Source organism: Butyricimonas faecihominis (assembly GCF_033096445.1).
GTDB classification, from domain to species: Bacteria; Bacteroidota; Bacteroidia; order Bacteroidales; family Marinifilaceae; genus Butyricimonas; species Butyricimonas faecihominis.
On record NZ_AP028155.1, the window covers coordinates 1,808,520 to 1,828,166 of the forward strand.

A 19,647-nucleotide genomic window follows, 5' to 3' on the forward strand; every position below is an offset into this window, starting at 1 on the left:
CTTTCAATTATTTCGGTGCCGCCCGGTATACAAATAACGCCACCACAGCAAATAACATATTCGGTATCCATACCGCTAATAACGGACTCATGCCCCCATTGGTTGCAAAAACCGTGGAAAATTGCATAAATAATATGTACGAGAAACTGATTAATAATCCCAATCCCAAATGGAACCCCATTCCTCCTCGAATTTTACGAGAGGCGATACATACCCCAATTAACGTCAATATGAATGTAGCGAAAGCGCCCGAAAACATCTTGTACTTCTCGATCTGGAACTCAACCACGTTACTACTTCCCCGCAATTTTTGCCGGGCGATGTATTCATCCAGTTCCGGTAATGTCAAGCGCTCCTTAATTTTCTTGGGGTCCTCGGAGAATTCCGCCGCACTAAAATTTAATAGCGTATCAATAGTTTGTCCCGTCGTGTAAGTCTCCTTGATCCCGTCAAATTCCCGTAGCGTCCAGTTGTTAATCCGCCACTTCTCAAGTTCCTTATTCCATGAAATAGATTTTGCCGTCAATTTACTAACCAACGTATCCTCCCGAAATACCTCGTAAGTAAAATCATTACCCCGACTGGAATACACGTTAAAACTCGACATATAAATAAAAACACCCGGTGCAATCTGCCGGTGAATATTCTCTTCCTTGTTACTATACTTTTTCCAAATATATTGCTCGGAGAACTCGATCCGCTTCTTGTTGGCATTCGGAATAATAAAAGCACTCAAAAGAAGTGACAAACAGGCAATCACCCCGGCCGAGATCATGTATGGCCGGACCATTCTCCGGAAACTGATACCCGTACTTAAAATAGCGATAATCTCACTATTATAAGCCATCTTTGACGTGAAGAAAATAACAGAAATAAAAGTAAACAAAGAGGAAAACACGTTTGCGAAATAAGGCACGAAATTCAGGTAATAATCAAATATGATCGCCTTCACGGGAGCCTCGTTTTCGATAAATTTCTCCAGTCTCTCCGAAAGGTCAAAAACCACGACAATACTCAAGATCAGTACCATCGAAAAGAAAAAGGTACCTAGGAACTTCCGGATAATATATAAGTCTAATTTCTTCATTTTACGCTAGTTGCTTCTCAGCACTATAATCTTCTTGTAACTTTCTTTATCGTACTCTCCTTCCACGTCACGAAATCTCCTTCCAGTATATGTTTACGAGCTTCACGTACTAACCACAAATAAAACGACAAATTATGGATCGAGCAAATTTGTAGCCCTAAAATTTCATCTGCCTTGATTAAATGGCGCAAATACGCTTTCGAGTAATCATCATCTACAAAACTCAACCCGGCCGGATCAATACGACTGAAATCCTTCTCCCACTTCTTGTTCTTTATATTGATCACGCCCTCCGTGGTAAACAACATACCATTTCTCCCGTTTCGGGTCGGCATCACGCAATCAAACATATCCACACCTAAAGAGATTGCCTCCAAAATATTCTCCGGGGTCCCGACACCCATCAGGTAACGGGGCTTATCCTGCGGCAAAATCCGGTTTACGACTTGAATCATCTCGTACATGACCTCAGCCTCTTCCCCAACAGCCAATCCCCCGATTGCATATCCCTCTCGATCAAGAGAAACAGCGTGTTCCGCTGCCTTTTCCCGCAAATCCCGGAAGGTACATCCTTGCACGATCGGAAAAAGCGACTGGTGATAACCGTACAATGGCTCCGTGGAATCAAATCGTTTCACGCATCGTTCCAACCAACGCTGGGTCAGCTCCAAAGAATTCTTCGCGTAACCGTATTCACTCTGCCCCGGGGGACACTCATCAAATGCCATGATAATATCAGCCCCTATCTTGCGCTGAATATCCATGACATTTTCAGGAGTAAACAGATGTTTCGAACCATCAATATGAGAACGGAAGACGACCCCTTCTTCCGTGATTTTCCGACAATCTCCTAAAGAAAAAACTTGAAAGCCGCCACTATCCGTGAGGATCGGACGATCCCATGAATTAAATTTATGTAGTCCCCCTGCTTCTTCCAACACCTCTGTACCCGGTCGCAAATACAAATGATACGTGTTGCCCAAAATGATCTGGGCCTTAATATCTTCCTTCAACTCTCTCGCATGCACGGCTTTCACGGTTCCCACCGTACCCACAGGCATAAAGATCGGAGTTTCAATATTCCCATGATTTGTGGTTAACACACCACATCGTGCATCACTGTTTTTGTCTTTCGCTAAAAGGGTATATTTCATCTAATCATGATTTTGAGCGCACAAAGATAGGAATAATTAAATCTAAAATCATAAATCTAAAATTATTTATATCTTTGGTCCAAATTAAAAAAACAAAAAATAATTGTCATGAGGATGTTTTACAAGTTAATTGTATGTATGTTTATCGTGGGGTTTGCCCTACCCGGAAACGCTCAAAACAAGGGCAAAAAATTCACTCTGGAAGATTTTAACTTGACCTACACGTTCAGGACACAAGGTGTTTCAGGCCTCCGTTCGCTAAATGACGGGGAACACTATACCGTGTTGGAAGACAAAGGCAAAAAGCTGGTCATGTATAGTTACAAAACCGGGAAAGCCGTAAGCACTTTACTAGACTTGAACGATCCCAAGTACAAAGCTGTTCAGACTATCCAAGATTACGAATTCAGCCCGGAAGAAGACCGGATTCTGATTTGCACGAATATAAATCCGATCTACCGTCGTTCATTCACGGCAGACTACTTCGTATTCGATTTTAAAAATAAGGAATTAAAACCTTTATCGGAAGGTGGTTCTCAACGTTTGGCAACCTTCTCTCCTACCGGAACGAAAGTGGCATTCGTGAGAGACAACAACATCTTTATCGCGGACTTACGTTTCGGTTCCGAAATTCAAATCACCTTTGATGGGAAATTTAACGAAATCATTAACGGAGCACCCGACTGGGTATATGAAGAGGAATTCGGGTTCAACAAAGCCTTCGAGTGGGCCCCCGACGGATCTGCCCTCGCATTCATCAAATTTGACGAATCAGCCGTGAAGACTTACCACATGAATATGTTCAGAGGACAATATCCGGCATACGAACAAAATGCCCTTTATCCCTCGAACTATTCCTATAAATACCCGAAAGCCGGGGAAGCCAATTCGATCGTGAGCGTCCACGTTTACGACATTAAAGATCGTGTCACCACCCCAATGAATATTGGTGAAGAGGCAGATATTTACATACCTCGTATCAAATGGACAAAAGATCCGAAAAGATTAGCTATCATGAAACTGAACCGTTTCCAGAATCAACTGGAAATCCTGTTGGCCAATGCCCGCGTGGGAAGTACAACCGTGCTTTACCGGGAAGAAAATAAATATTATATCGCGGAAAGCAACTTGGACAACTTGATCTTCATGGAAGACGGGCAACATTTCATCATGAGTAGTGAAAAAAGTGGTTATTCTCACCTCTACTTGTATGCCATGAGCGGTAAAGAAATTCAGCCGATCACTTCCGGTAAATACGACGTGGTTGATTTCTACGGGTACGATCCGGTAAAAAAACTTTATTACTACGCCTCTCACGAAGAATCTCCTTTGGAAAAATATATCTACTCTATTGACTTGAAGGGTAAGAAGAAGAAACTCACTCCGACAAAAGGATGGAATGAAGCAGAATTCAGTAAATCATTCAAATACTATATTAATATAGTATCTAACGCGGATATGCCTCACGTGTATACCCTGTACGCGGCAAACGGTAAAGCTGTTCGCACGCTGGAAGACAATGCCGCGTTGAAAACGAAACTGGCAGATTACAATGTTGCCAAAAAAGAATTCATTCAAATCCCGGCAGCAGACGGAACGACCATGTTAAATGCATGGCTCATGAAACCCGTGAATTTTGACGCATCAAAAGCTTACCCGTTATTAATCATCCAATACAGTGGGCCGAACTCTCAGCAAGTAAGCAATAGCTGGGGCATGGATTGGACACAATACCTCGCACAAGAAGGTTATATCGTGGCTTGCATCGATCCTCGCGGAACGGCTGCCAGAGGGGAAGAATTCCGCAAATGTACCTATATGCAACTCGGAAAAATCGAAAGCGACGATATGATCGCTGCCGCAAAATGGCTTGCCGGACAATCTTACATCGATGCACAAAAAGTAGGTATCTGGGGTTGGAGCTTTGGCGGATTCATGTCATCACTTTGCCTTATGAAAGGGAACGACGTGTTCTCCACGGCTATCGCCGTTGCTCCCGTTACTCACTGGGGATTCTACGATTCCATCTATACGGAACGCTTCATGAGACGCCCGCAGGATAATCCTTCCGGATACAATGACAACTCCCCGATCAACTGGGTAAAACACTTAAAAGGAAACTTATTGTTATGCCACGGAACTGCGGATGACAACGTACACGTGCAAAACACTTACGAATTATCCGAGGCTCTCGTACAGGCAAACAAACAATTCGATATGCAGATTTACACCAACCGTAACCATAGCATATACGGTGGTTACACCCGGTTACAGTTATACACTAAATTTGTGAACTACTTGAATCAACATTTGAAATAAAATTTCAAATGTTGATTCAAGCTACAGGTTGGCAGGTTACAAGTTACAGGTTTAACGTCAACGCTTGCACGTCAAGAACCTGTAACTTGTAACTTACCAACCTGAAACAAAAAAAACAGATAAGTTGTGATTCGATCACAACTTATCTGTTTTTTTTATATCTTGCAAACGATAGAAATAAACATGATCTCAGCGTAATTATCTCCGGGATAACTAAGCTGAAATCTTAAATCATAAATTAAAAAATAAAAACGTTATGAGTAAATGTATCTGTACGTTAGAACCCAAAGCTATCTGGGAAAACTTTTATAAACTAACTCAAGTTCCACGTCCGTCAAACCATGAAGAAAAAGCCAGAGAATTCATTATGAATTGGGCAAAAGAAAACGGAATCCATGCTGAAATGGACGAGGCTAACAACATATTATTAAGCAAACCGGCAACCCCGGGAATGGAAAACCGCAAGGGAGTTATCCTGCAAGGTCACTTGGACATGGTTCCTCAAAAAAATGAAGACAAACAACACGACTTCACCAAAGATCCTATTGAAGCATATATCGACGGGGAATGGGTAACAGCAGACGGAACCACTCTTGGAGCAGACAACGGTATCGGTGTTGCCACCGGAATGGCTATTCTATTATCAAAAGATATTCCTCACGGTCCGGTTGAAGTGTTAATCACGGCTACCGAAGAAACCGGAATGGATGGAGCAAACGGCATCCGCCACAACTGGTTAAAAGGAGACATCTTGTTAAATCTTGACTCTGAAACAGAAGGCGAATTGTATGTTGGTTGCGCTGGAGGTATTGATGGAGAGATCGCGTTCGACTACACTCCCGAAGCCGTTCCTGCAGGACATAAAGCATTCCAATTATCATTGAAAGGATTAAAAGGAGGTCACTCCGGAATGGACATCAACTTGGGTAGAGGAAACGCCAACAAATTATATTTCCGTTTCTTGAAAGCAGTCAGCAAAGAATTAGACCTTCGTCTTTCTTCCGTATCCGGAGGAAACATGAGAAACGCAATCCCGCGTGAAGCTTTCGGAATCGTAACTGTTCCGGCTGCTAATGCAGACAAATTCCTTGCTAAAGTAAAAGAATACGAGGGAATATTTAAAGCTGAATTAAGCGCTAAAGAACCGAATCTCACTTTCTTTGCAGAAGAAACAGCTCTTCCACAAAACGTGATGCCGGTAAAAGTACAATACAACCTGATTAACGCCATCAAGGCTTGCCCGAATGGTGCCATGAGAATGATCGATTCCATGCCGGACACGGTTGAAACATCCAACAATTTGGCTATCGTGAAAGGTGGAGAAGGAAAGATCGAAATCTACATGTTAATGCGTTCTTCTGTTGAAACCGCAAAAACATCGTTAGCTCAAGTAGTAGCATCTGTATTTGAACTGGCAGAAGCAAGCAAGATCAACTTTACCGGAGAATACCCGGGATGGAAACCGAATCCGGATTCAGCTATCCGCAAAGAAATGGAAGAAGTTTACATGAAATTATACGGTAAGAAACCGGCAATCATGGCTATCCATGCCGGATTAGAATGTGGTATCCTAGGATCTGCCTACCCACATTGGGACATGATTTCTTTCGGACCGACCATCAGTTCTCCTCACTCTCCGGACGAGAAAGTGAACATCGAATCAGTAAGTAAATTCTGGGAATTCTTGAAAGCTACATTAGCTGCAATTCCTACGAAATAATAATAAAAATAGACTCCGATGGCGTTATCGGAGTCTATTTTTTTCTCATTTTTCCCGAAAAGAATAAAAAGCCGGACCCCTCAAATAAATCAAGTCTTGCCGATACGTAAAACACTAGAAATTGTTTCAATTTTCCCTCACTTTCAAGCCATTTACTCTATTTTTAAATATTTTAACCACATCGTGTTGTTTTCTGTATTATCTTTGTATGGAAAATTCATATTATTAAAACATGACTTTAAAGAAATTGACACTACCGGAACTCTTGAAAAATAGTTGTTCCAAGTTTTCAAAAAATTTATCTTTAAATTTTGTCGCAAGCGGAAAAAAAACTTACCAAGATTTATATAACGAGGTCGTATCTATTGCTAACCACTTACTTCATTTAGGTGTAAAGAAAGGAGACAAGGTTGCCATTTTAAGTGCGAATATGCCGAACTGGGGAATCACCCAATTCGCCATCGCAAACATTGGAGCCATTGCCGTACCGATCTTACCGGGATTCTGTTCTACAGAACTCCAGAATATATTGGAACATGCGGAGGTAAAAGTGATCTTCGTTTCCCGCCTACTGGCAAAATGTTTGGAAGGAGTAAAAACACCATTCCTTGAGCATAAAATCCTGATCAATAACTTTGCCACCATGCCGGAAGGATGCTACCAACCGGAAGACTTGGATAAATTGGTCCCGGATATTAATTTGAATAATACAACCCCTCTTCCCGAAGTTTCAATTGAAGAAGAGGACATTGCATCAATCATTTACACCTCCGGTACAACAGGATTTTCGAAAGGAGTAGTCTTAACACACAAAAACTTGGTATGGGATGCACGTCAGTGTCGTACTATCCAACCTGTAGACGAAACCTACCGTTTCCTAAGTATTCTGCCCATGGCACATACTTACGAAAACACACTGGGACTTTTGTTACCTTTGATGTTCGGAGCACAAGTATATTACCTGGATCGAGTACCGACCCCAAAATTACTTGTTCCGGCAATGCAGAAAATCCGTCCCACGGTAGTTTTATCCGTACCCTTGATTATAGAGAAAATTTACAAGTCGCAAGTGTTGCCTAAATTCACCAGTTCGAAATTGATGAGCAAGCTCTACCGATTCGCTCCGGCTCGTAAATTATTCAACCGATTGGCAGGAAAGAAACTAATGGAAACCTTTGGTGGGGAACTAAAATTCTTCGGAATCGGTGGTTCTAAACTGGATGGTACCGTAGAGCAATTCCTTCGGGAAGCTAAATTTCCCTATGCTATCGGTTACGGACTTACGGAAACAGCTCCTATGGCTGCAGGTTCCAACCCATCACAGACATTCCTTCAAGGAGTAGGTCCCGTCATGGAAGGTGTACAAATTAAAATCAACGATCCCGACAAGAGCGGACAAGGTGAAATCTGGATCAAAGGTCCTAACGTGATGAAAGGATACTACAAACGTCCGGAACTTACCGCAGAAACCTTCACAGAAGACGGTTGGTTTAAAACCGGAGACTTGGGTTCTTTCGACAAGAAAAATAGATTAGCTATCCGCGGAAGAATCAAAACCATGATTCTCGGTGCATCCGGAGAAAACATCTACCCGGAAGAAATCGAATCTATCATTAACAATTTCCGTTTCGTGAACGAATCCCTCGTAGTGGAAAATAGCGGCAAACTGGTTGCCATGGTTCATTTTAACATGGAAGAACTTGAAAAACAGTACCAGAAATTGAAAGACCAAGCCGGAAACTATAAGGAAAAAATCAACGACTACATTGAAGAACAAAAACAAGAACTACGGGATTACGTGAACGCCCGGGTAAACAACTTCTCAAAACTACAACTTGTACTCGTACAACATGAACCTTTTGAAAAGACACCCACTCACAAGATCAAACGTTTCTTGTATTGCAAATAATAAAAAAAATCGGGTTTTTAGGAACCCGATTTTTTATTTCTATCATTTTACCTGAAAGTCCAGCAAACATTCCCCGTCTAAAAGCACCCGAAGGTGATCTCCTATTGATAAATTCCTTTGTCGAAAAACACCCCCACAAAACAAGAAGTCTCCTATTTTCAACATATAATACTCAGACATTGCTGCAAGTGTCTTCTCCGGTTTTTGCGAAATCTCACAAACTTTACGTGTGAGAACGCTCTCACCGTTCAATTCAAATAAAAAGATCATATCTCCCAGCGAGACGTCCACCAATGATTTCATCGGTGAAATTGCCGCCGAAGAATCAAAAGCCATTGCCGCCGTAGGAGACAAAGAAGCCGCCAACAATTCTCTTTCCAGATTATCCGCATAGAAACGGATTCCGACTCCCACCTCCTCGTAATACCGTCCGGCAAAACGTTCGGCCACGTGTTTTCCGATCTTCCCAACCCGTAATACTATTTGCGGTACACAACTCAACTCGGTGGCAAAAGCCGGAATATAGAAATCATCATTGTTTCGCAGGAGGGCATTATCGCCAATGACATTATAGGCAACCTCACCCGCCTCATTATACTCCACACAAAGTAATTTCATTTTTACAATCCCAAATTTAGAATCAAACCTTCAATGATCATAGAATCACCAATTCGTCCAAAGCCCGTTTCGGCACGTGGTGCGATCCGTCCGTTTCCCGCCAGTACTTGTAATCACCGTCTTTCATCTCTTCCAACACCACCGTTTCCTTTGGTCTACCCAAAGCGATAACATACATAATCTTCAAATGCTCCGGCAATTGCAACACCTCTCGCAACGACTCGTTCTTGAAAGCCTTGATAATACAACCGCCATATCCTTTCTCCACGGCTCCCAACAATATAGTCTGTGCTTGAATCCCGTCATCACACAAACAGTTCTCCACGATAGAAGTATCCAACAATTGGATCAAATAAGCTGCCGGGCGTTCTCCCTCTTTCGGACCGTCCCAATCTTTTAGATAGCCAGCCCATGCTAAATTAGGAAACACCTTACCACACAAATCGGCATCCGCCACCACCTTGTATTTCAACGCCTGTGCGTTTCTTCCCGAAGCACAATACCGAGTCAGTCCGACCAATTCCGCCAATTCCTCCCGTGTGATCCGAACGTTCTGAACAAAACGACGGTAACTTCTATTTTTTAATAACAGTTCTTTCAGCATAAATCTATATTGAATCTAATGATTAAATTGTAAATTTGTTCCGAAACAAAAATAGTAATAAAATATGAATTCGTTTCTTCATCTCCTGGCAAAAGATCTGATTCAGAAATATGGCCACAATTTTGACAACCTGAGCATTCTGTTCCCGAACAAACGAGCCGGACTATTCTTAGCTCAAGAACTGGCCCAACTGATTGATCGTCCCGTGTGGATGCCGGAGATTCTGACGTTGAGCGAATTCATAGAACGCCAGACCGGACTGAAAAAAGCCGAAGAACTGACTCTTATCATCAAACTTTACAAGACCTATCAAGAATATGCCGGAACGACCGAACGTTTTGACGATTTCTATTTTTGGGGCAATATGTTACTTGGGGATTTCGATGACATAGACAAATATCTCGTGGACGCCAAAGACCTCTTTTCCAACATCACGGCATTGAGGGAAATTGAATCCGCCTTCCCCTACCTTACCCCGGAACAGGTGGAGTTTATTCAAAGTTTCTGGCGGAGTTTCAACTCGGAAAAATACAGTCGGGAACAACAGGAATTTCTAAACGTATGGGATAAACTCTACCCGACCTACACTCGTTTTAAGGCAAAACTACTCGATGAAAACTTGTGCTACGAAGGTATGGGACAACGTCTATTCTGCGAACAACTCTCCCAACATCACACGGATCGTCAACTGATATTTGCCGGATTCAATGCCTTAAACCAATGCGAGAAACGGATATTTTCCTATTTTCGGGACAACCGACAAGCCCTCTTCTACTGGGATTACGACTTGTACTATTCGGCAAACGACAACCACGAGGCAGGCCTTTATATCCGGGAGAACATGAAACTGTTCCCCAATGCCCTGGGACTGGAACATTTCAACAACTTCAGGTACAACGATAAAGCCATCGAGTACATCTCTGTTCCCTCAACCATCGGACAGGCCAAACTGATCCCGACACTGATTGAACAAATCCATCCGGAACGGCAGGATTCATACACGGACACGGCCATCGTCCTTTGCGACGAAAGCCTACTCACCCCGGTCATTCATTCTATTCCCGACACGATCGACAAAATCAACATCACGATGGGGTATCCGGCACAGAACACGTCTATTGCCGCCTTGATTGCCATGCTGGGAGATTTAAAGCATTATGCCAAGAAAGAGGGAGAAATGACCCATTATTACTACAAACCAGTCATCGCCCTGTTGAACCATAAACTAATAAAAAGTTCCTGTTCGGAAGATATTCCCAAGATCACGAATTACATTAACACGAACAATATCGTGTACGTGGCAGAAAAAAGTCTTCAATTCAGCGAAATCACACGAACCATATTCTCCTCGTCGGAAGAGAACTTACTCGATTACCTGTTGCGCATTTTGAAACAACTGATTGCTTCCATACAGCCCGAAAGCCATGAAGGACTAGCCATCGAAAAGGAATTTCTATTCACGATTTTCACGACGATTCAAGGCATTAAAAATACCTTTATCGAAGAAAATATTATCCCGGACAATAAGTTTTACCTGCAAATTATTCACAAGATATTACAAGGTGTGTCCATCCCATTCTCCGGAGAGCCGCTAGAAGGAATGCAGATCATGGGATTGATGGAAACCCGTATGCTGGATTTCAAAAACCTGATTATCCTGTCCGCCAACGAGGGAATTCTACCGAAAGGCGGACACGCCTCGTCATTTATCCCCTACAACCTGCGACTGGGATTCGGATTACCAACTCCGGAACACATGGATGCCCTTTTCGCCTATTACTTTTACCGCCTCTTGCAACGGGCTAAAAACATCAAACTATTGTACACTGATGTCACGAAAGGCATGAGTAGCGGCGAGATGAGTCGTTTCCTTTACCAGATAAAATACGAATCGGGACTACCCATCCGAGAAGTCCATTTCCAAAACAAAATATCGGTTCAGGACAACCCGACCATTTCCATCCCTAAAAATCCGTCGATTTTAAAGCAACTGAAAAGCTACACGGATGAAAACGAACGGGGCATCTCGCCATCCGCGCTCAACACGTACATGGAGTGTCACCTGAAATTTTATTTCAAATATATCGCCCGGATCAAGGAGAAAGAAGAGATGGCCGAAGAGTTGGATCACCGCCTGTTAGGGACTATTTTCCATCAAAGTACACAATCTCTCTACCAAACTTTCCCCGACGGGGAGATCACGGCAGAAGGTCTCGATGCCTTGACGAAAAACGATTCACTGATAGAACAACACATTCAGACTGCCTACGAAAAGTTATACGACACGACTGTGTCCAAAATGCTGGAAAGCGGGGCCAATGACCTTGTACTATCTGTCGTGAAAAAATACGTGAAGAAGGTTTTCGAATTTGATAAAACGTTATGTCCTTTCCACATCATTTCCATGGAAAGAAAATATCGTATGCCCGTCACGATTTCCGCTTTTGACCAGCCCACCGTGATCTACGTGGAAGGAGACATCGACCGGGTTGACCGGGTCGCCCAAGGAACCCGTGTCATAGACTACAAAACCGGAGCCGACAAAACCGATCTTAAAGACCTGCCGTCCATCTTTGATTCAAACAATAAACAGCGAAATAAAGCGGCTTTCCAAACCTTGCTCTATTGCATGATGTACGAGTACGAAAATCCGGGTACAGACCCGATTCTTCCGGGAATATACAGCACGAAGTTGCTTTTCACACCGAATTACAGCTATCTGTTGAAGTGTAACAAAGAACCGATTCATCGCTTTAAACCATACGAACCGGAATTTCAAGATCTACTCGTGCAATTATTGGAAAAACTCTTTTCACCCGAAGTACCGTTCACGCAAACGGAATTACCGGAAAAGTGCCGTACTTGCTCGTACAACGAAATCTGTAAACGGAAATAAAAGAAAGTTGGGATCATTCCGAAAAGAGTTCGGCGGGAAATAAGTCGGGATGGACGTTTCTCTCTCCATTTTCCTCCGTTTCAAAGCCACTTGAGCTGATCGAATATGATGGGTAGGGTACACGTCTTTAGTTGCCACGTACGGGCTTATTTCCCAATAAACACGCCCCGAACTCTCACGTGACACAGGTTCTATATCTGTTCTTTTGCTTTCAAATAAAAAGGAAGCCGGGATTCCAGATGTTCCCGGACAAAAAACTCCAACTCATTATCGGAATACATCGCCAACAAAGGCCGATTAGAGCGTTGCCGTTTCAAACGATCGACAATAACAAGAGATGACGTGTTCAAGAAAACAGTCGTTCCCTCTTGGTTCATATAGTCCATATTGTCAAAGAAACAAGGTGTTCCCCCTCCCGTGGCCAGCACAAATTCATCCGTCTCGTTACATATCTCATGCAAGATCTCCCGTTCCCTCTTCCGGAAATACTCCTCCCCCTCCTTGGCAAAAATCTCCGAAATCGACCGTCCCTCTCTGCTCTCGACACTCTCGTCCAGATCCAGAAAAGGAAGTCCTTTATCTTTGGCCAATTCCTTCCCGAACGTGGACTTGCCACTCGCCATATATCCCACGATAAAGTACTTCATACTTTTCACTTCCGGCATTTATTCAAAATCCAACTTCATCTGCGTCTCGTCACTCAGCATATCCGGGTTCGTAATCTCGAAATCAATGTCGGTCGAAGCCGTTTCCTCGCTTTCCTCCTCACCGCTATCCAAAGGCTCGATCTCGCTGATCTGTTTTACCTCGTAAGTCGTCACCCGCTTTCCGCGAGCCTTGTACGATTTCTCGGCAATAAACTCATCTGCAACAATCACCTCAGCCGGACGACTTTCGTAACGTCCACCAAACACAACCTCGAACCGAGGCCGCTTTTCACCACTCAAGGCTACAAGATACGAACCTTCCGTTTCCCCGATAAACAGCGTGTGACGTGCCACATTCTCGAAACGGAAACGCTTCAAGTAATAGAATTGCTGTTCCGCATCAAAGAAAACAGCCGACCAGACTTTCTCCGGTTCATATTTCTCAAGCACCGAGAATCCCTCCTCGTAGTGATTACTCAAATCATAATCCGTCGTGTAGTAAGTACCGTTTTTATTCACCACCAGAATCCGGTCCTCTCCCTGGAATTCTCCCAAGTAACGACCACGCCCGTCAGTATTCAACCGCAATACATCCTCGTCAATCCATATTTTCCGACCACCCAACGTAGATGCTCCTTTCTGTACCAGCGAAATTTTGTGAATATCATTCTTACTCAACACGTTTCCCTGCGAGTCGCGTCCCTTAATCGCCAAACCTGCAAAATCATACTCGAACACCAGTTTCTTCATGCCCGGTTTTGGTTTCAAGCATACCTTGATCACCTCGGCCTCCCCGTTCGGGTTTGCACTGAAATACAGCACCCGTGATCCCTGCGTACCTTTCGTCAAGTTATATTGCTTATCGCGGGTCGTTCCCGTCACGAAGAAACGTTTCACGTAAGACGGTCCCACCTTACCATCCCGGTAGGCCACGTTATATATCGTGCGCTTATCATTCTTCTTGAACACATTCACGTACAGCACGTCTTTTCCCACGAACAACTTATCCGCCACCTTGGTCACGTAATACGTACCATCCTTCCGGAACACGATCACGTCGTCAATATCCGAACACTCGCAGATAAACTCATCCTTCTTCAAGGCCGTACCGATAAAACCTTCCTCCCGGTTGATGTACAACTTTTCGTTTGCCACCACAACCTTCGTCGCCTCGATATTCTCGAAATTCCGAATTTCCGTGAGTCGTTCCCGCCCTTTACCGTACTTTTTCTTGATATTTTCGTAATAATTGATCGAGTAAGGAATGATATGCTCGATGTCAAATTTCACCCGCGCAATCTCCTCTTCCAATCCCTTAATATAATTCTCAGCCTGTTCCGAGTTGAACTTCAAGATTCGTTTCATCTTGATCTCCAACAAGAGCTTTATATCGTCATCCGTCACCGGACGAATCAATTCTGGCAAGAACGGTTCCAGGCGTTTCCGCACGTGAACCACCACCTGATCAATCGACTCGCTCTCCTCGAATTCTTTATCCTTGTAAATACGTTCTTCAATAAATATCTTTTCCAGAGATGAATATTGCCAATCCGTCTCCAACTCGCCCAGCTTGATCTTCAACTCCAACAACAACAAGGCCACCGTTTCGTCCACCGATTTCCGTAAAATATCGGTAATCGGCATGAAAATCGGCTTATCATTCTCGATCACGCACGAGTTCGGAGAAACCGACAACTCGCAATCCGTACAGGCATACAAAGCATCTATCGTCTTGTCGGAAGAAACACCCGCAGCCAGATATACCAAAATCTCGGCCGTTGCTGCCGTGTTATCATCAATTTTCTTGATCTTGATCTTTCCCTTCTCGTTCGCCTTCAGAATCGAATCGATCAAAGCCGAAGTCGTCCGCCCGAATGGGATCTCCGTGATTCGCAAGATCTTATTCCCGGCGTCTTTCTCTATCTTGGCCCGAATTTTCACCACTCCCCCGCGCAACCCGTCATTATATTTCGACACGTCGATCATTCCCCCCGTCGGAAAATCCGGATATAAAACAAAATCTTCATTTTTCAAATAAGCGATACAGGCATCCAGCAACTCGTTGAAATTGTGCGGCAAGATCTTCGAGGCCAATCCCACGGCAATACCTTCCACCCCTTGCGCCAACAACAACGGGAACTTCACGGGCAACGTCACCGGCTCTCTTTTCCGACCGTCGTACGACAGCTTCCAGTTCGTTGTCTTCGGGTTAAAAGCCACCTCCAAAGCGAATTTCGAAAGACGTGCCTCGATATAACGTCCGGCAGCCGCATCATCTCCTGTCAGGATATTTCCCCAGTTTCCCTGACAATCCACCAACAGGTTCTTCTGTCCCAACTGCACCAACGCATCCTTGATTGAGGCATCTCCATGCGGGTGATAAGCCATCGTACTCCCCACGATATTGGCCACCTTGTTAAACCGCCCGTCATCCATCTCCTTCATCGCGTGTAATATACGACGCTGCACAGGTTTTAACCCGTCGTTCACGTAAGGCACCGCACGTTCCAGAATCACATAGGAAGCATAATCCAAGAACCACTTCTCGAACATTCCCGACAAATGCTGAATCGACCGCACCCGGCCGTTTTCTTCCTGTTGCTCCGGCTCCACATTCTCTACTTCCCCGTTCTCTATTTCCTCGCTCATATTAATTGAAAATTGAAAATTGCAATCTAAAACCTAAAATTTAAAATCTAAAATCATAAAATGGTTAGATTTCATCCTTCTCCACGTACAAATTATCTATAATAAAATCCTGCCGCTCGTTCGTGTTCTTTCCCATGTAATAGGATAGGATCGTACCAATCGGGTCTTGCTTTGTCATGCGTACCGGTTCTAAACGGATGTCTTTCCCGATAAACCCACCGAACTCGTCCGGGGAAATCTCTCCCAAACCTTTAAATCGCGTGATCTCCGGTTTCGGCCCCAACTGCTTGATCGCTTTTTCCCGTTCTGCATCAGAGTAACAATAGCGTGTCTCCTTCTTATTCCGCACCCGGAACAACGGGGTCTGCAAAATATACAAATGTCCTGACCGTACCACATCCGGGAAAAACTGTAAAAAGAATGTCAACAACAACAATCGTATGTGCATCCCGTCCACATCCGCATCCGTGGCAATAATGATATTATTATAACGTAATTCTTCTATTCCATTCTCGATATTCAACGCTGCCTGCAAAAGATTGAACTCCTCGTTTTCGTACACGATCTTCTTGGTCAACCCGTAGGAATTTAACGGTTTACCCCGCAAACTGAACACGGCCTGCGTGTTCACGTCCCGCGACTTTGTGATAGACCCACTGGCAGAATCCCCCTCGGTAATGAATATCGACGATTCAGTCTTCCGTTCATGGTTGGAATTGAAATGCACCCGACAATCCCGCAACTTCCGGTTGTGCAAGCTTACCTGCTTGGCTCGTTCTCTCGCGATCTTCTGGATACCGGACATCGCTTTCCGCTCCTTTTCCGTCTCGACAATCTTGCGCAATAACAACTCTGCCGTGTCCGGATTCCGGTGCAGGTAATTATCCAGCTCCTTCGTCACGAAATCAAAAATAAAATTACGCACCGAAGGCCCCTCCGGGGCTATATCTTTAGAACCTAACTTTGTCTTCGTCTGCGACTCGAACATCGGTTCCTGTACTTTTATGCTGATCGCTGCGATAATCGAAGTACGAATATCGGCCAAATCAAAATCTTTCTTGTAAAAATCACGGATCGTCTTCACCACGGCCTCCCGGAAAGCAATCAAGTGCGTACCTCCCTGCGTCGTGTGCTGACCGTTCACGAAAGAGTAGTACTCCTCCCCGTACTGCCGTCCGTGTGTCATTGCCATCTCAATATCATTTCCCCTCAAATGAATGATCGGGTACAACCCCTCCCCACTCATATTCTCTGACAACAAGTCATACAACCCTCTCTTGGAATGTAATTTCTGACCGTTGAAATTGATAGTCAACCCGGAATTCAGGAACACGTAATTCTTGAACATGGCCTCCAGGTAATCCATGATGTAATGATAATTACCGAACAGCTCCTTGTCCGCAATGAAAGTCACCAGCGTACCATTCGGTTCCGTGGTCGGGACCACCTCCTGATCTTCCACGATCAGCGCTTTGTTGAATCGCACCCGTTTCGTCTCCCCGTCCCGGAAGGACTGGATGATAAAACTCTCGGAAAGAGCGTTCACGGCTTTTATACCGACACCGTTCAATCCCACGGATTTTTTGAAAGCCTCGGAATCATACTTGGCACCCGTGTTCATCTTCGATGCCACGTCAATCAATTTACCCAACGGAATTCCTCGTCCGAAATCCCGTACCGAAACTGTCCGTTCCTCTACCTTGATAATAATCTCGCTCCCCGCTCCCATCGCGAACTCGTCAATACTATTATCCACCACCTCTTTAACCAGTATGTATATTCCATCGTCCATTGCCGCTCCGTCCCCCAATTTTCCGATATACATACCGGGGCGCAAGCGTATATGTTCCCTCCAGTCCAGCGTCCGAATAGAATCTTCCGAATAGTTCTCTACCATAAGTTATCCATGTTTTGCACAAAAATAATCAAAACTCCGCAATTTAAAATCTAAAATCTAAAATTTAAAATCATAAATCGTAAATCATAAATCTAAAATTTATAGGAGATTTCCTTAAAGCCATATACCCGCTCATTCCCCTCCACGTCCTCCAACACCAGCTGTCCGAACTCGTTTACCCCCCGAATCGATGCCCGGAACATTCCCCGTTCATCTTCCCAATCATACACTCCCTCCCGACGGTACAACACCTTCAAAAAATCACGTTCCATCCCCTCGTAATCCCGTATTGTTTCATATCGCTTTCCAATACAATCCAGCAACTCCTCCAACGCACGCTTCACGGGAATTTCCTCCCCGATCAACTGAAACAAGGAAACCGGATTCGGAGCATCCGACAAGAAACGTTCCTGATTAATATTCACTCCGATACCGCACAAAGAACCTCCCACGTAACGCCCCATGATGGAATGTTCGATCAATATCCCGGAAATCTTCCGATCCCCCACGTAAATATCATTCGGCCACTTCACGGAACACCCGCTCACGTAACGGGAAATAAAATCACAAGCCCCCAAAGCAATCACCATCGACACGGCAAACTGTTGCCCCGCCAGTAACTCCCGCGGCTTAAACACCACCGTCATGGATATATTCTTCCCCGGCTCGCTCTCCCAATGATTCCCCACTTGTCCCCGACCTTGTGTCTGCCTATACGTCAAAATCACCATCTTATCTTCCAACTCGCTCCACCCCACACGTTCTGCTTCCGTGTTCGTGGACTCCAACTCCTCGTATTCCCTCACCCGAAAACCGCTAACTTGATATTCTTGTATCATACTTACCACATTTGTTTTTTCAAGCCAAAAGTAACTTTTTCCACCTAATTGCACAACCTTGTGCAACACACATCCGTGTCATTCCCCCTCAATATTCGAGCAAAAACGAATCACAATTATTCCGATGTATCACTTGGAAGTCGCTATTTTCGTATGAATCTAAAAACAAACGAGGAATTTTCACTTTCTGATCAGGATTCCATTTAAATTCATATCCTGTTATTTTTCCATCTCGTTCCTCAACCAAATCAATTTCTTTTTGTTCTTTTGTTCGCCAAAACCATGAATTGCCCCACAAACGATTATACTCCAAAAACTTTTTCCTTTCTGATATTAAAAAATTCTCCCACAAAGCACCCCGATCAGCTCGTCCCTCAATTTGATTAAAATTGGCAATTAAAGCATTCCTGATACCGTTATCATAGAAGTATATTTTCTTACTGGTTTTCAGCTCATTTCTTAAGTTTCGACTAAAAGAATTCAACCTGAAAATAACATAAGACTGTTCTAATAAAATAACATATTTCTCCACCGTTTTTGAATCCAAGCTACACAATTGAGCCAATTCATTATAAGAAACTTGGCTACCTACCTGAAAGGCAAGAGCCTGTAACAATTTGACCAGACTATCAGGCTTGTTGATTTGATCCGACATCAATACATCTTTATACAAATAACTATCAGACAATAATCTTAAAATCTCCCGTTCTTCTCCCGGACGCATCACGACTTCCGGATAATAACCAAAGATCAGACGATGCGGGATCATTCTTTTCTCATCTAGTAATCCATGCTCATCTACCATCTCGCCAAAAGAGAGCGGGTACATCTTGTACTCCCATTTTCTCCCGGTCAAAGGTTCTCCCGTTTTGGTCGCCAATTCAAATGCAGAACTTCCTGTAGCGATCAATTGTACATCTTTTATTTGGTCTGTCACCAACTTCAAACGTAAACCTATATTAGGAATTCGTTGAGCTTCATCAATAATGATTATTTTTTTACGACCAAACATTGCCTTTAAACGAGTTGCCGAAACCCCTTCAAACAACGCCTGTACATCCAACTCATCGCCATTTAGCCACATAACATCCTCCCGACCTTCAAAAAGCTCTTTCAATAAAGTTGTTTTCCCAACCTGTCTAGGGCCCATTAACAATATCGCCTTACCATCAAAAAGCCTCTTTTCTATAATATCCCGTAACTTCCGTTTGATCATAATTGCTCTATATTTTCTCCAAAAATACAACTTTTTCGGAATCAATTCCAAAAATTCTTCAACTTTTTCGGAATCAATTCCAAAAATTCTTC

Annotated in this window: 13 protein-coding genes; 4 read left to right on the forward strand and 9 right to left on the reverse strand. The window is 43.8% G+C overall.

All coding sequences use genetic code 11. The features are described from left to right. Positions 1 to 7: 7 nt before the first annotated feature. Together R8806_RS07560 and tgt are read right to left on the reverse strand one after the other, a co-directional pair. Entirely contained in the window at positions 8 to 1,087 is a 1,080-nt protein-coding gene (locus R8806_RS07560) for an LptF/LptG family permease (RefSeq protein WP_027199888.1), read from the reverse strand. Positions 1,088 to 1,110: 23 nt separating this feature from the next. Then, a complete protein-coding gene (tgt, locus tag R8806_RS07565; protein WP_124317269.1) occupies positions 1,111 to 2,241 on the reverse strand; it encodes a tRNA guanosine(34) transglycosylase Tgt in 1,131 nt (376 codons plus the stop codon). Between the two features lie 114 nt (positions 2,242 to 2,355). On the opposite strand from tgt, the gene R8806_RS07570 reads away from it, so the two are divergent. From R8806_RS07570 to R8806_RS07580, 3 genes are all read left to right on the forward strand, one after another. Then, positions 2,356 to 4,560 (forward strand): S9 family peptidase, encoded by a 2,205-nt coding sequence (locus R8806_RS07570; protein ID WP_124317270.1) that lies wholly within the window; start codon positions 2,356 to 2,358, stop codon positions 4,558 to 4,560. A gap of 256 nt (positions 4,561 to 4,816) precedes the next feature. Beyond that, positions 4,817 to 6,280, forward strand: a complete 1,464-nt coding sequence (locus R8806_RS07575; RefSeq protein ID WP_151412159.1) for an aminoacyl-histidine dipeptidase — start codon at positions 4,817 to 4,819, stop codon at positions 6,278 to 6,280. Between the two features lie 232 nt (positions 6,281 to 6,512). Then, on the forward strand, positions 6,513 to 8,189 hold the full coding sequence (locus R8806_RS07580; protein WP_151412158.1) for an AMP-binding protein: 1,677 nt from the start codon (positions 6,513 to 6,515) through the stop codon (positions 8,187 to 8,189). 42 nt (positions 8,190 to 8,231) lie between these two features. Here the strand turns inward: R8806_RS07580 and R8806_RS07585 are convergent, their stop codons facing one another. Continuing rightward, positions 8,232 to 8,807 (reverse strand): fumarylacetoacetate hydrolase family protein, encoded by a 576-nt coding sequence (locus tag R8806_RS07585; RefSeq protein WP_124317370.1) that lies wholly within the window; start codon positions 8,805 to 8,807, stop codon positions 8,232 to 8,234. Positions 8,808 to 8,844: 37 nt separating this feature from the next. Beyond that, positions 8,845 to 9,411: a nitroreductase family protein gene (locus tag R8806_RS07590; RefSeq protein WP_124317369.1), complete on the reverse strand. Its 567-nt coding sequence runs from the start codon at positions 9,409 to 9,411 to the stop codon at positions 8,845 to 8,847. A gap of 64 nt (positions 9,412 to 9,475) precedes the next feature. Here R8806_RS07590 and R8806_RS07595 point away from each other — a divergent pair, with 64 nt between their 5' ends. After that, on the forward strand, positions 9,476 to 12,307 hold the full coding sequence (locus R8806_RS07595; protein WP_124317368.1) for a PD-(D/E)XK nuclease family protein: 2,832 nt from the start codon (positions 9,476 to 9,478) through the stop codon (positions 12,305 to 12,307). Positions 12,308 to 12,498: 191 nt separating this feature from the next. Here the strand turns inward: R8806_RS07595 and R8806_RS07600 are convergent, their stop codons facing one another. The 5 genes from R8806_RS07600 to R8806_RS07620 form a co-directional block, all read right to left on the reverse strand. Beyond that, positions 12,499 to 12,972, reverse strand: coding sequence for a shikimate kinase (locus tag R8806_RS07600; RefSeq protein WP_244980145.1), 474 nt, complete (start codon positions 12,970 to 12,972; stop codon positions 12,499 to 12,501). Then, complete coding sequence (locus R8806_RS07605; protein WP_124317367.1) at positions 12,973 to 15,603, reverse strand: DNA gyrase/topoisomerase IV subunit A; 2,631 nt, start codon at positions 15,601 to 15,603, stop codon at positions 12,973 to 12,975. A 64-nt stretch (positions 15,604 to 15,667) separates the two neighbouring features. Further along, on the reverse strand, positions 15,668 to 17,500 hold the full coding sequence (locus R8806_RS07610) for a DNA topoisomerase IV subunit B (protein ID WP_151412157.1): 1,833 nt from the start codon (positions 17,498 to 17,500) through the stop codon (positions 15,668 to 15,670). A gap of 92 nt (positions 17,501 to 17,592) precedes the next feature. Beyond that, entirely contained in the window at positions 17,593 to 18,339 is a 747-nt protein-coding gene (locus tag R8806_RS07615) for a biotin--[acetyl-CoA-carboxylase] ligase (protein WP_221230339.1), read from the reverse strand. Positions 18,340 to 18,427: 88 nt separating this feature from the next. Next, positions 18,428 to 19,555, reverse strand: coding sequence for an ATP-binding protein (locus tag R8806_RS07620; RefSeq protein WP_124317083.1), 1,128 nt, complete (start codon positions 19,553 to 19,555; stop codon positions 18,428 to 18,430). Positions 19,556 to 19,647: the final 92 nt, after the last annotated feature.